The organism is Psychroflexus gondwanensis ACAM 44, from assembly GCF_000355905.1.
GTDB lineage: Bacteria > Bacteroidota > Bacteroidia > Flavobacteriales > Flavobacteriaceae > Psychroflexus > Psychroflexus gondwanensis.
The window spans coordinates 189,906-204,031 of record NZ_APLF01000004.1 but is presented as its reverse complement, the minus strand read 5'-3'; the positions used below and the strand labels follow the sequence as shown (position 1 = coordinate 204,031).

General features: G+C 35.8%; 14 protein-coding genes. 3 read left to right on the top strand and 11 right to left on the bottom strand.

All coding sequences use genetic code 11. The annotated features are described in order from the left end of the window. The first annotated feature begins 14 nt into the window (after positions 1-14). The 3 genes from PGOND44_RS04660 to PGOND44_RS04650 are packed head-to-tail and all read left to right on the top strand — an operon-like array spanning position 15 to position 3,989. A complete protein-coding gene (locus PGOND44_RS04660) occupies positions 15-2,234 on the top strand; it encodes a RelA/SpoT family protein (protein ID WP_003437278.1) in 2,220 nt (739 codons plus the stop codon). An 18-nt stretch (positions 2,235-2,252) separates the two neighbouring features. Beyond that, a complete protein-coding gene (locus PGOND44_RS04655; protein WP_003437276.1) occupies positions 2,253-2,714 on the top strand; it encodes a Fur family transcriptional regulator in 462 nt (153 codons plus the stop codon). A gap of 3 nt (positions 2,715-2,717) precedes the next feature. Further along, complete coding sequence (locus tag PGOND44_RS04650; RefSeq protein WP_003437273.1) at positions 2,718-3,989, top strand: adenylosuccinate synthase; 1,272 nt, start codon at positions 2,718-2,720, stop codon at positions 3,987-3,989. Here the strand turns inward: PGOND44_RS04650 and PGOND44_RS04645 are convergent. The 11 genes from PGOND44_RS04645 to PGOND44_RS04595 all read right to left on the bottom strand — a co-directional run bounded on the left by PGOND44_RS04645 (position 3,986) and on the right by PGOND44_RS04595 (position 14,122). Then, positions 3,986-5,593 carry an ArnT family glycosyltransferase gene (locus tag PGOND44_RS04645; RefSeq protein ID WP_003437270.1) on the bottom strand — a complete coding sequence of 536 codons (1,608 nt, stop codon included), beginning with the start codon at positions 5,591-5,593 and terminating at the stop codon, positions 3,986-3,988. The two genes, PGOND44_RS04650 and PGOND44_RS04645, sit on opposite strands and share 4 nt — an antisense overlap. Further along, positions 5,586-6,215: a lipid-A-disaccharide synthase N-terminal domain-containing protein gene (locus tag PGOND44_RS04640; RefSeq protein ID WP_040555826.1), complete on the bottom strand. Its 630-nt coding sequence runs from the start codon at positions 6,213-6,215 to the stop codon at positions 5,586-5,588. The genes PGOND44_RS04645 and PGOND44_RS04640 overlap by 8 nt, the downstream gene beginning before the upstream one ends. After that, a complete protein-coding gene (locus PGOND44_RS04635; RefSeq protein WP_003437265.1) occupies positions 6,209-6,931 on the bottom strand; it encodes a glycosyltransferase family 2 protein in 723 nt (240 codons plus the stop codon). The genes PGOND44_RS04640 and PGOND44_RS04635 overlap by 7 nt, the downstream gene beginning before the upstream one ends. Then, positions 6,918-7,874, bottom strand: coding sequence for an NAD-dependent epimerase/dehydratase family protein (locus PGOND44_RS04630; protein WP_003437263.1), 957 nt, complete (start codon positions 7,872-7,874; stop codon positions 6,918-6,920). Before PGOND44_RS04630 ends, PGOND44_RS04635 begins: the two co-directional genes overlap by 14 nt. A gap of 44 nt (positions 7,875-7,918) precedes the next feature. After that, positions 7,919-9,214: a DUF3570 domain-containing protein gene (locus tag PGOND44_RS04625; protein ID WP_003437261.1), complete on the bottom strand. Its 1,296-nt coding sequence runs from the start codon at positions 9,212-9,214 to the stop codon at positions 7,919-7,921. Positions 9,215-9,221: 7 nt separating this feature from the next. Next, positions 9,222-9,434: a DUF4266 domain-containing protein gene (locus tag PGOND44_RS04620; RefSeq protein ID WP_003437259.1), complete on the bottom strand. Its 213-nt coding sequence runs from the start codon at positions 9,432-9,434 to the stop codon at positions 9,222-9,224. After that, positions 9,431-10,411: an FAD:protein FMN transferase gene (locus tag PGOND44_RS04615; RefSeq protein WP_040555802.1), complete on the bottom strand. Its 981-nt coding sequence runs from the start codon at positions 10,409-10,411 to the stop codon at positions 9,431-9,433. Before PGOND44_RS04615 ends, PGOND44_RS04620 begins: the two co-directional genes overlap by 4 nt. Next, entirely contained in the window at positions 10,401-10,829 is a 429-nt protein-coding gene (locus PGOND44_RS04610) for a thioredoxin family protein (protein WP_003437248.1), read from the bottom strand. The genes PGOND44_RS04615 and PGOND44_RS04610 overlap by 11 nt, the downstream gene beginning before the upstream one ends. A gap of 82 nt (positions 10,830-10,911) precedes the next feature. Beyond that, entirely contained in the window at positions 10,912-12,291 is a 1,380-nt protein-coding gene (locus PGOND44_RS04605; protein WP_003437246.1) for a sensor histidine kinase, read from the bottom strand. Further along, on the bottom strand, positions 12,291-12,968 hold the full coding sequence (locus PGOND44_RS04600; RefSeq protein ID WP_003437244.1) for a response regulator transcription factor: 678 nt from the start codon (positions 12,966-12,968) through the stop codon (positions 12,291-12,293). Before PGOND44_RS04600 ends, PGOND44_RS04605 begins: the two co-directional genes overlap by 1 nt. Before the next feature lie 2 nt (positions 12,969-12,970). Beyond that, complete coding sequence (locus tag PGOND44_RS04595; protein WP_003437242.1) at positions 12,971-14,122, bottom strand: efflux RND transporter periplasmic adaptor subunit; 1,152 nt, start codon at positions 14,120-14,122, stop codon at positions 12,971-12,973. Between the last annotated feature and the right edge of the window lie 4 nt (positions 14,123-14,126).

Genomic DNA, 14,126 nt, shown 5'->3' with positions numbered 1-14,126 from the left:
AAGAGTCGAAAGTTATGGAGATCACCGATGCGTATTTAGAGCAAGAAAGCAAAAAAATTACCAAACAATATAAGGAGCTTTTACGTATTAGCTATAGGACTTTAGGTTCTGAAGATAAAAAACTAATCCGAAAAGCTTTTGATACAGCAGTTGAGGCACATAAAGATCAACGTCGAAAATCTGGCGAGGCTTATGTATTTCACCCTATAGCCGTTGCCAAAATTGTAGCCCAAGAAATTGGGCTAGATGCCACCTCAATAGCCTCTGCTTTGCTTCACGATGTAGTGGAGGATACGAAGTATTCTCTTACAGATATCGAGCAAATGTTTGGAGAGGTTGTAGCCAGAATTGTGGATGGACTCACTAAGATTTCTAGCCTTAAAAAAGATGGCGATATCTCCATGCAAGCAGAAAACTTTAGGAAGATGTTGCTGACTTTGAATGATGATATTCGTGTCATCATCATAAAAATAGCAGATCGACTTCACAATATGCAAACCATGGATGCCATGCGTCCAGATAAGCAGGTCAAAATTGCCAGTGAAACCTTATATATTTACGCCCCTTTAGCCCATAGAATTGGGCTCTACAATATCAAAACTGAACTCGAAGATTTAAGCTTGAAGTATACTGAGCCAGAAGTTTATCATGATATAAATGATAAAATCAAGGACAGTAAAGAACAACAAGATCAATATATACATGACTTTTCCAAGATTGTTTTAACTGCTTTAGAAAAAGAAGATATTGAAGTAGAGGTAAAAGGAAGGCCAAAATCTATTTACTCCATTCGAAAAAAGATAGTAATTCAAAACATTTCTTTCGACGAAATCTACGACAAGTTTGCCATCAGAATCATTTATAAATCCAAAACAGAAGATGAAAAATTTCTAGCTTGGAAGATATATTCTATAGTTACAGATTATTTTAGGCCCAACCCAACCCGACTACGAGATTGGATTTCTTCTCCAAAAACCACGGGTTATGAAGCTCTCCACATCACTGTTATGGGACCGAAAGGAAAATGGGTAGAGATACAGATAAGAAGTGAGCGCATGAATGAAATCGCAGAAAAAGGATACGCGGCTCACTATAAATACAAACATAAGAGTGAAGCTCAAGATGAACAAGGTTTGGATTTATGGCTTAATAGGCTACAAGAGGCATTAGAGAATAATGAAATGAATGCCGTTGATTTCGTGGAGCAATTTAAACTCAACTTATACTCCAAAGAGATATTCGTGTTTACCCCCCAAGGTGATCTTAAATCCTTGCCCAAGGGCTCTACTGTGCTCGATTTTGCCTTTGCTATTCATACCGACATCGGCTATACAACCCGTGGAGCAAAAGTTAATGGAAAGATTGTGGCTTTAAGTCGTGTCTTAAAAAGTGGCGATCAGGTAGAAATCATTACATCCTCTACCGCCAAGCCTACCAAAAACTGGTTGGATTATGCCACTACCGCTAGAGCAAGGACCAAAATTAAGTCAGCTTTACGAGAAAAACGCAAGCTAGTTGCTGAAGAAGGTAAAGAGATTTTAAGACGAAAACTGAAGTCTCAACGCATAAGTCTCAATGAAAGAGCCGTTAACGAAATGGTTGTTTTCTTTAAATTAAAAACCAGTCTCGACTTATTTTACAGAGTTGGAATTGGTTCTATAGACAATAAACAAATTAAGAATTTTGCGTCTTCCAGAAGTAATGCTTTGGTGTCGTTTTTCAAAAATAAAATTCGGCGTTCGCCACAAAAAGATAGTTCAATAGACCAAGATGATGTATCGAGTAATTACGATCAACTTGTCTTTGGAGATGATGAGCAAAAGCTAGATTATAAACTATCAGCTTGTTGCAACCCGATACCAGGAGATGAAGTTTTTGGCTTTACAACCATCAAAGAGGGGATTAAAGTCCATAAAAAAAACTGCCCCAATGCTATTCAACTTCAAAGTAATTATGCCTATAGAATACTCAAGGCCAAATGGATAGACTCCAGTCAAGAAGAATTTAGTGCTACCCTTAAACTCACTGGAATAGACGATCTTGGTCTAGTAAGTATCATCACGAATGAGATTTCAAAAAATCTCAATGTCAATATTCTCAGTATTTCTTTTACAAGCACCGATGGTATTTTCGAAGGGAAAATGGTCGTAAAAGTTAAGAATATATCCATATTGAATAAACTTATCGAAAGATTAGAAAAAATCGATGGGATCGACAAGGTTAAGCGTCAATAAAAGTCTATTTTTGTAACTATGATAAATAAAGAGAATTTAAAAAACGATTTAGCTGTTGTAAAAAACGTTTTTACTAAATTTTTAGAAAATAATGGTCATCGTAAAACTCCAGAACGGTTTGCTATCCTTCAAGAAATTTACGAAAGTGACGATCATTTTGATATTGAGTCTTTATATATTAAAATGAAAACTAAAAACTATAGAGTTAGTAGAGCGACTTTATACAATACTATAGATTTACTGTTGGATTGTGGATTGGTGAGAAAGCATCAGTTTGGTAAAAATCAAGCGCAATACGAAAAATCTTACTTCGATAAACAGCATGACCATGTGATCTTAACCGATACTGGTGAAGTCATAGAATTTTGCGACCCAAGGATCGAATCTATTAAAAAAACAATTGAAGAGGTGTTTGATATTTCAATAGAACGCCATTCATTATATTTCTACGGAACAAAAAACCAACCAAAGACAGATTAAGACATGGCAGTAGACTTACTACTAGGACTTCAGTGGGGAGATGAAGGCAAAGGCAAAATTGTAGATTATCTTACCAAAGATTATAACATTATAGCAAGATTCCAAGGAGGTCCAAATGCTGGGCATACTTTGGAATTTGACGGTATCAAGCACGTACTCCACACAATTCCTTCAGGAATTTTCCATAAAGAGGCCATAAACGTCGTCGGTAACGGAGTTGTTATCGATCCTGTTATTTTTCAAAAAGAGCTAACAGCCTTATCAAAATTCAATATTGATATCAAGAAAAGCCTGTTAATTTCTAGAAAAGCTCACATCATTCTTCCTACCCACAGACTGCTAGATGCAGCTTCTGAAACGTCTAAAGGGAAAGCTAAAATTGGCTCGACTCTTAAAGGAATTGGTCCAACCTATATGGATAAAACGGGTCGTAACGGAATACGAATTGGCGATTTGGAATTGGATTCTTGGAAAGATAAGTACAGACAGTTAGCCAATAAGCATCAAGATCTTATCGAATTTTACAATGTAGATGTTCAATATAATTTGAAGGAGTTGGAGCATGAATTTTTTGAAGCTGTTGAAGCCATCAAATCACTTACCTTCATAGATTCTGAAGACTATTTACACAATGCACAAACCAATAATCAAACGATCTTGGCCGAAGGTGCTCAGGGGTCTTTGCTAGATATTGATTTCGGAACTTATCCATTCGTCACGTCATCCAACACAACTGCTGCTGGAGCATGTACAGGTTTGGGTATTGCGCCTAATAAAATTAAGGACGTGTATGGAATTTTTAAAGCCTATACTACACGGGTAGGAAGCGGTCCTTTCCCTACTGAACTTTTTGATGCTGATGGTGCTAAAATGGCCAAAGTTGGAAACGAATTTGGAGCTACAACAGGTAGGCCAAGACGTTGTGGATGGTTAGACCTTGTAGCCTTGAAATATGCTGTTCAAGTTAATGGTGTGACCGAACTTATTATGATGAAGGCTGATGTTTTAAGCGGTTTTAAAACCTTAAAAGTCTGTACTGCTTATAATTATAAAGGAAAAGAAATATCACACTTCCCTTTTAATATAGAGCCAGAAAACGTGACACCTATCTATAAGTCGTTTAAAGGATGGCAAGAGGATATTTCATCTGGAGATAATTTCGAAAAATTACCGCAAACCTTGAAAGATTATGTGGCCTTTATTGAAGAAAGTGTTGGAGTTAAAATAAGCATAGTTTCTGTGGGACCAGACCGAACTGAGACCATTTTACGCTAATTCTTTCGTTTTAAGGTGTATAGGTATGTTACTTTGCGACCACGATGCTTATTGTCTTCGGCGCTACTAAAGTAATTCCTGTCGTAAGCTTTTATCGATTCAATCTCATATTCCGAGGGAATTTGTTTTCTGAATTCTTCCACATACCCATTTCCCACAATCACCTGAACGTTAGGTTGTGACGGGAAGCTCTTCGTGAAATCAAGTGGTTGTGAAACTCTATTAGAGTCCCAAATTACCTCAGGCTGCATCGATTTGTAATAGTAAAGAGAACTTGGTTGAAGCTCTGCTGAGGTTAAGGTGTTGTACTTATCGTTTTGTTTTAAAAATTGAATGCCGTAAACCCCCACACTTGTCACCACCATTATTAAAAGAATATTGGATACAAACAGCACCTTGCTTTTTAGAGGGCTGTAGTTAAAAAAGATGACTGCTGAAATAGCAAACATCAAGGCGACCAAAGTATAATACCAAATCCAAAATGAAGTCGTTCTGACTTCTATGATCAAGGGAATGGCAACCACCGAAATTCCAATACAGAAAATTAAAACATAGTGGAATTTCATAGCAATTCTGCTCACGATATCCAATTTTTTAGTTCTAAACTGATAAAGTAGAACTTGAGCTAGATTCAAGGCTAAAGGAAACAAAACGGGAACTAAATACCGAGATTTCTTTTCTGGAATAGCCGACAATAAAATTACTGCTAGAACAGTCCATAGCCAACTGAACTTATACAGTTTTTTGTTATCCACTTTAGATTTAAAATAAGGATAAGCTAAACTAATAAGTGCAGGAACACTCCATATTCCCGATTGAATGAAGAAACTCCAATAATAATAAAAGGGTCTAACATTATAACTCGACCAGTTGGAGGTCTCCTCATTCGCAATTTGGGTAAGGACTTTAGGGTCTAAAAATTGAACATATAAATACCATGAAGCTCCCAAGGCAATACCAAAGAGTAAAGTGGAAATGCTAATTATGATCGCTTTTTTTGAAGAGGAATATGCGATAAAGTAAGCAATTATAAAAGGGAGAAAGACCGCATATAAACTAACCGGGCCTTTGGATAATACTGAAATGCCTATGCCTAAAATCGCAAGGCTAGTATAAAGTAGGCTTTTGGTTGAAGATTGAATGGCTTTGGTTATAAAGAGCAAACCGGCAATCATAAATACATGAGTATAGGTGTCGGAAGGTCCTTCAAACCGAATTGCGACATAGTAGAAGGAGGTGGAAAGAACCAATGAGGCAATAAGGGCTATTTTTTTGGTTTGTGCTAAACTTTTAAAGAGGTAGTAGCTAAAGAGAACTCCTAAAGTTGCTACGATACTGGTGGGTAATCGATATAGAAAAACCGATTTAATGTCAAATTGGCTAAACATGGTAGTAAACCATGCCGGAAAGGGCGGCTTTTCATAACGAGGTATAGCATTCATGGTTGTCAATAACCAATTATTTTCAGTAAGCATTTCTCTGGCAACATTAAAGTTTCTCGCTTCCATAATACTGATTGGAAGTTTACCCAAGTTGAAGAAAAATAAAATCACACACACTAAGATGAGGGTGATGACAGGATATTTATTAATAAGTTTAAGCATATTCCCGTTTTATAAGATAAAGGTTTCTAATGTAAATGATAATTCCAAAGCTATGACCCACTATCAAAACAGGGTCGCTTCTTAAAATTCCGTAAACCAAAATAAGTAAGGATCCCAGTAAGCTTAAAATCCAAAACCCGCTGGGTAACTTCGATAATTTTAAGCGTTCGGAATACAACCATTGGTAAACAAAACGAAAGGTGAAAATAAGTTGACTTACAATCCCAAGCCATAAGAGTTGGTTTGAAAAGCCATTGTCTACCAACAGATTATTAATATCAAAGGTGTTATTGTTATAATAGTAAATTACAATTGCTAAAGGAAAAAGCAGCAAGAAAATCTTAGATACCAATGGGAATTTATGCCACTGATTTTGGAGTTGAATATTTCGGATATAAATAAAATAAGTTAGACTTTGACCTAGCATAATAGAAAAATCATTTCTTAGATAGCCGTAGACGAACAACAGAAAAGAAGCCAATAAACTTATTTGCCAAAAAAAACGCGGGGCAATCACTTTCTTTTGTTTTTCTGAACTCAACCATTGATAAAAGGTTCGACTGGAGAAAAGGAACTGCGCTATAAAACCAATAGTATAGATCACAACTGATGAACTTAGCATGATTTGGACTCTATCTTGTAATTGATATATTTTTTCTTCATCCATAGATATGCAAAACAATCCATTAGGGGTCCGACAAGTCGATTGATTAAACCAAAATTTGCTGTTCCAGCTATTCTGGGAAAATGCCTCACATCTACTTGTTTTATCGTTCCATTTTGAAGTAAAATCATAGCAGGTAAAAACCGATGTAAACCTTTGAACATGGGAATGTTTTGAGCATAACTTGTTTTTATGATTTTTAAAGGACAACCTGTATCGTCCATACCATCTTGAGTAAATAAGCGCCTTATTCCATTTGCTATAGTGGAACTCAAATTTTTGACCCTACTATCTTTTCTGTTTTTAGATCTATTTCCTGTTACCAAATCATATTCTTGGGCATGTTCTAAAAGAAGGTCGAAGTCTTCTGGATGAGTTTGTAAATCCGCATCTATATATCCGGTTAGCTCCGTCGTTACGTGATCGAATCCTGCTTTAATAGCAGCACTTAATCCATAATTTTTAGTAAAGTTGAGGTATTGGAAATAGGGGTTTCCTTCACATAATTGTTTCATGATGTCCAAGCTTTCATCTTTAGAACCATCATTTACAAACAGCAGTTTCATTTTATGATTTGACTGCTTAAAATAGGCCTCAAATACATCGGCAAGTCTATGCAAATTTTCAGCTTCATTATAAACGGGGACGATTATGGTTAATTTAAAATTCTCCATGGTCTTCAATGGTCGTTTTAAACCAATCGATCTGGTGTTGAATACCTTCTTCTAGATTGGTTTTAGGATTATAGCCGAATAAATTTCGTGCTTTAGTAATATTTGCAACGGTTTCTTTTTGGTCGGATTCTCGTGCTGGCTTTAATTCAATTGAAATATGCTTTTTTAATAATTTTTCCACGCATAAGATACCTTGCTCTGTAGTTTCCTGTTTGTGATGGCCTATGTTTATAATTTCCAAATTGGTTAATTTTTGTTTTTTCAAACATAAATAAATGCCATTAACAATGTCTTCAACATAAGTAAAACTTCGCTTATGCTGCTTACTCCCTTCAAACAAAGGGAATTGAGTATGGTTTAAACTCGCTTTAATAAGCTTGGTGTATAGCTTGTCGGGTCGTTCTCTTGGGCCATATACTGAATACAAGCGCAAGGAACAGGCTCTAAATTCTTTTTTTCTGGCTTCAGCAAGAACGAGCTGTTCTGCCGCGAGTTTGGTAACTCCATAGTATGAAGTTGGTTGAGGAACTGCCTTTTCACTTTTAGTGGCATAATCTCCATAAACGGATGAGGTCGAGATGTTTATGAATTGAATGAAGGATTTTTGTTTCTTCGTAAATTCAATGAGCTTCTGAGTGGCAATAAGGTTGTTGGTAAGATAACTATCAAAACTGCTTGTTGCAGAAATCCCAGGTTGAGCAGCAAAATGAATAATAAATTGATAATCCTTTTCTAGTCTGTCGTACAAGGTATCGTTTCGTAAATCGCCTTCGATAACGGAAATCCCTTTTTTAATAAGATTATCCGCATTTATCTTTTTCAACTTAACAGAATAGTAAGGATTGAAGTTATCCACTCCATCAACTACATACCCTTTTTTATTAAGGTATTCGGCCATATGCGAGCCGATAAAACCTGCAATACCAGTAATTAAAACTTTCATTTAAAACAATTTAAAAATCAATCAAATTTGATCATTTAAGACTATTAGTTTGCCACGAAATTAAAACTGAGTGACGTTATGTTTGCATTAAAATTCTGAGTAGTCCGCTCGTAATAATTGTATTTCAAATCTATGCTTTTCAAACCAAAACCACCAATGTTTAATTTATTTAAAGGATCATAGTACTTAAAGCCTATGCCATATTGATGGGCATCATATTCTGCTAAGTCATAATCTGAAGTATAAAATTCTTGTGTTGAGACTATAGTATTGTATTCTCCAAAATCGTTTGCTGCGGTTTGTGTATAGTAACGGTACATAGGATAAAACGTATAATTCAACCCTAGTTTTATTGGTAATTCGGCTTTAAAGGTATGTGAATCTATTCCCCAATCATCTGTGTAAAAACGATAATACGTTCTTAAAATGAAATTTTGATTCAAGTAAAAATTAGTACGGTTACCCAAGGCTATTTTTGTACGTGTATCTGGTAAACGCTCAATATCATTTCCTAAAGTAAAGTTCTCGACCATCGTATCTTCAAAATCTCCAAAATAGACACGTTGATGCGGTGTAGATAGCAAGCCGTTTTGAAGAACAACGTCACCAATAAATGCTGTTTGAATAGATTTTGAAAGAATTTGTGAAAGACTTACTCCAATACTATAAGAGTTCCTACTCTCATCTTGAAATTCTGTATAATTACTTGAGAAATTTGGATTTCCACTAAAGGAATAATCAGATAAATTGAAACCTTCTCTAAATTCAATAGGATATTGCGGTCTCCATGAATCAAAATAAGCGTTGACATTAAGTTGTAATTCAGTGTTTTTTTCATTGAATAGTTTGGTGATACTCCCTCCAAAACCAATCGAGCTGTAGTCGTATTCATTGGCAAAAGAAACATTTCCACTTATGATGGTATTTCGGTCGTCTGATGAATGTGCATAATTGGCGGTTAGACCAAACCAAGTATCTTGTTCTGATGCTCCCGATGATGCCACAAATGGGTCTGCAGGTTGCGGACCATCAAAAGGATCAATATTACTAGAAGAGGCTGAAGTATATGCAGAAACGGTTGCATCTACAGTCAAAACATCATCATCGTTTAAAGGAATAGATATGTTGATGGATGGGGCAATATCAGTTAATTCTTCTGTGCCTCGACCTCCTGTAACAGCAGCATTTTCCCCATCCTGAGTATAATAACTGGACAATAAGTTGACTTCTACCGCCTCTAGTACTCGTTTTTTATACTCAGTGGGTTCTTCTTCTTGTGCCATTATATGTCCTGAAACAAGTAGTAAGACGATGCTATAAAAAGCTATGTTTTTCTTCATATTTATTTTAATTACAGCCGCAACCGCCGCCTGTTTTACCTCCATTTGCTCCAGCTGCTGCTTCGCGGTAGGATTGAAAGGTTGATTTATACTTATCTAAATCTCGCTCTGATAATCGCATATCAGGATCGTTGATATTGATTTTTTCGTATTCTTTTACTGCTACACAAGACATAAAGAAGAAACTTATGAGCGTCAATTTTGTGAGTGTTTTAATCATGGTGTTGTAATGTTTATGTGTGTTGACGTGGCTAGGCTTCCGTCATTTTTTACAATTATGGCTTCCACATCGGGAAGTTGATTAATCGTATTTAATCCTACTTCGCTACCCATTACGAAAATGGAGGTTGCTAGAGCATCAGCTAATTCTGCTTTAGGAGCAAAAACAGTAACACTCAATATACCTTTTGTGGGCATCCCTGTTCGAGGATCAATAATATGGGCATAGCGCTCCCCATCGATGAGCAGAAATTTTTCGTAATTGCCAGAAGTGACAACAGCATTATTTTTTAGGTCGAATAATCCATAGTTCTTAGAGTTATCCACAGGGTTGGTAATTGCAACTTTCCAGGGTTTACCGTTAGGTTGAAGGCCCCAGGCATTCATATCTCCAGAGGCATTTATTATTCCTCCAGACACTCCTTTTTCCATCAATAGCTTTTTAGCTTTATCTGCTGCATAGCCCTTACCAATGGCGCCGAAGCCGATTTTCATTCCCTTTTGAGTTAAGAAAACAGTTGAATTTTTTTCATCTAATTTGATATTCTTGTATCCAATAGCATTTACAGAGGAAGAGATCAAAGCTTTATCTGGTACTTGTGTTTCTTCACCATTAAATACCCATATTTTATCTATGGCCGCAAAACTGATATCGAAAGCACCGTCGGTTATTTTTGAAATAGAAATGGACCTTTTGATAAGCTGAAACAATTCATTATCGACTTGAACCGGCTTAAGACCAGCATTACGGTTTATAGCAGACGTTTGAGAGGTAGATTTCCAGGAGGATATCAATTCTTCGATGCGTTGCATCTCTAAAACGGCTAAGTCTATGTAATTTTCTGCTTCTTTTTTTGAATCAGCTATAACGGTAATATCAAAGTTGCTTCCCATTAAGCCCAACTCTCTCTTAAAAATATCCTGAGCTTGAGCAGCAAAATTTATTAAAACAAGCAAAATCATTAGTTTACTTCGCATATATGGCAGTTATGTATTCATTTGGTGATATGTTTTTATACCCTAATTTATTAAGGACTTCACCATCGCTGTTTAGCAATAATACAAAGGGGAAGTATCCACTAGTATTATATTCTGCTGCAAGAGCATTGTTTTTATCTTGTATAGCCTTGGACGGCTTATTGCTTTTACGCCTAGGAAAGTCTGCGCGTACCAATATCAATTTTTCACTGGCATGAGCTTTAAATTGTTCACTTTGCCAGATTTGGCGGTCAAGTTTAATACAAGGGGCACACCAGTCTGAACCTGAAAATAAAAGCAAGATGTCTTTGTTATTTTTTTTGGCTTGTGTTTTAGCTTCTTCTATATCGTAGGTCCAGTCTTGTGCAAAACTTGTGAGACCTAGGCATAGAAACATGATTAACGCAGTTAACTTCATAAGTTTTGTTTTTACTTACAAAATAACGTCAAGAAAAAGCATTTACTCTAGGAATGAACAGATCTTAAGCGAATCTTAAGTTTCAAGGTGTTCTTGGAATTTTAAGACTAAAACAAGTGTATTCATCAGAACTTACATGAATTTTAATCTTTAATAAATCTATGGCTTTGGCAACGATGGCAAGACCTAAACCATAACCTTTCTCAGTATTTTCGTGATACCTGTTTCTGAAAAAGGGATTGAAAATGTCGTTGATTTCATCAGCTGGAATCTTTTGGCCTTTATTACAAATAGAAAGCTTCAAGTGATGGGTTGTCGGTTCTAGTGAAATACTAATCCTAGTTTGGTCTTCGCCATACTTTACCGCATTAGAAATCAAATTATCAAGGACTAACCTTAAATAAGTTTTATGGGTTTGTATCTGGCAATCCTCAGATTTATCTAATGTAATACTGATGCCTTTTTTTAAAATATCCTTTTTGTAATTTATTAAAATGGCCTCTATTTCGTCGTATAGACACAGCTCCTCGGTTTCTAGATTCTTAAGGGTATGGCTGTTTAATCGAGCAAGAATGAGCAATTTTTCAACAGCATCAGACATGCCGTCAATCTTATTAATATTGTTTTTAATCTCTTCGACATACTGTTCCGGCTCACGTCTTTTTCTAATTAAAACTTCCAGATTTCCCTTGAGAATTGCTAGTGGTGTTCTGAGTTGGTGAGAAGCATCTGCAGTGAATTGCTTTTCGCGTTTTACGGCAGCATCTATTCTGTTTAAAAAGTTGTTAATCGCTTTAGACAGAGTTTCTAATTCATCACCATTACTAGTTTCAGGAACGCGCTTGTTGAGGTTGTTCGAGCTAATTTCATTTACGGTTTTGGCTATAAAAGTCACAGGCTTAATGGTGATCTGCGATATGAATCTAGACATGAAAAATGTAATGACCAGTAAAATAGGATAGATAAATAATAAGGTATCTAAAAGTGTTTTTATGACTAACTCTGCGTCACCCAAAGGAATGGCGATGGCAATAAAGCCTTGAATGGTGTTGTTCTCTATAAGCGGAAATTGAATTTGCCTGATGTTTTCACCGTCCAAATTTTGATTGCTGATAAAGGTATTCTCTTGTTGAAGGTCTAATTCCAGACTGCTTTCACGAAGATTTGGCGATTTGTCTAAACCTTGACCTTTGGCGTTGTATAACTCAACAAATAAGGGATATACTTCAATTTCTATATGCTCGCGCTCTAGCCACTCATCTTTATAGGCGAAATAAACGCTGTCTTTGCGAAACATTACTTCATTGATATGCTTTTTAGCTTCAAATTTTAATGCTCCATCGATTTCACTAAAGACAATATTTTTAACGGTAAAATAAATAGCAATAAATACAACAATAGATATGCTTGCTATACCTAAAACTGAATATAAAGCAATTCTATTTCTAATCGATAATTTCATTACTCATCAGCTATAAAACCAACCCCGCGAACGGTTTTGATAAGTTCATTTTTATCAAGCTTCATTTTTTTCCGTATGGCATTCATATAGACATCTAAGACCCCAGAATCATAGTCGAAGTGAATATCCCACACGTCTTCAATAATAGATTGCCTGGTGCATACTTGTCCTTTATGGCGAACTAAATGAGCTAAAAAATTAAATTCTTTATCGGTTAAATTGATGGGTTTTTCCGACTTTAAAACCTTATGTTTACTCATGTTCAAGGATAAGTCACCGAGATGCAATACCTCATCTATCTTATAATATAAACGCAAATGAGTTTCAATTCTTGCGAGAAGCTCTTCAAAATTAAAAGGTTTTTTAATGTAATCGTTAGCACCGCTTTTTAAGCCTTCAATAGTATCTTCTACGGTATCTTTCGCGGTTAAAAAAATAATTGGTATTGAAATGTGTTCACTTCTCAATTGTTTGCAAACGTCAATACCCTTTAGCTTTGGCATCATCCAATCCAGCAAAATTAAACTGATGGAATTATGTTTTACAAGTTTTAAAACCTCTTCACCGTTTTTAACCACCAAGCATTGGTAACCCTCTTCGGTTAAGCCTTTTTTCAAGAGTTTAGCAATATCAACCTGGTCTTCTGCTATTAAAATGGTAAAATTTCCTTTGTTCATAATTAATGACTGTGACCACCGCCACCTGTTGTAATAATATCAAATACACCTCGGGTTAAAAACTGAGCTTCTGTATCGATTTGTTCTGAGTTTAAAATAGGTTTGAGCCCATTTTGAGGTGCATTCGTTTTTACTTCAATTTTAGTGAAGGTGTATAAACTATCGGTTTTAGAATCGAGTTGTAAGACGAAGGTTTCCCCATCGACTTCTGTAAAAGCGGTCTCAGGCAAAGCTAAATAGTCTTTAGAGTTAGATTTGAAATAGGCATTTACAAACATGCCAACCGAAAAGTTGACGTTGTCCTTTTTGGGGTGTGCATGAATGCGAACGCTCCTGTTTTCATTTACTTCAGCGCCAATTAATCTCACGTAAGCACTGAAACTTTCATCAGAAATTTCTGGAATCTTAAAGCTTAATGTATCCCCTTTTTTGATTTTTAAGATGTCTTTCTCAAAGACATCCAGTTCAAGGTGAACGTGTTCGACATCAAGAATCTCCATAATCATTTCAGATTTAGCCAAAAACTTACCTTGGGCTACATTCAATTTTGAAATTTTACCACTGATAGGTGCATAGATGCGAATTTCTGATGTGAAATTCCCCTCAGCAATTTCCTTTGGGTTGAGATTCATCAACTTGATTTGCTCTGCTGTTGCTTGGAGTTGTGCTTTAGCTTGTAGATAGTCGTTTTTGGTAGATTGAAAGACTTTCTGTGCAATCACTTTATCCTCTAATAAGTTTTCTTTTCGTTCAAATTCTGAAGTTTGAAATTCTAAATTACTGAAACTCTCAACATAGTTTTGTTGCATTTTAATAAAATCGGGATTTTTCAATGTGACTAGTAAATCTCCTTTTTGAACTTCGTCCCCAACTAAAAGTCGAGTCTCAGAAATATAACCATCAAAATAAGAACTTACACTAGCTCGATTCTCTGGGGGAACATCTATCATTCCAGTCACCTGAAATTGCTCTGAAAATCTATTTTGTTTTAAATTCCCTAATTCTAGTTGCGCGGTTTCAAATTGCTCGCCTGTAATCTCTATTAAATCCTCGTCTTCATTATGCTCTACTTCAGCTGAAGTAGACTTGCTATCATTACAAGATAAAAATATCAAATTGAATAGGAACAGGCTCGTATATATATATCGTTTCATAAGT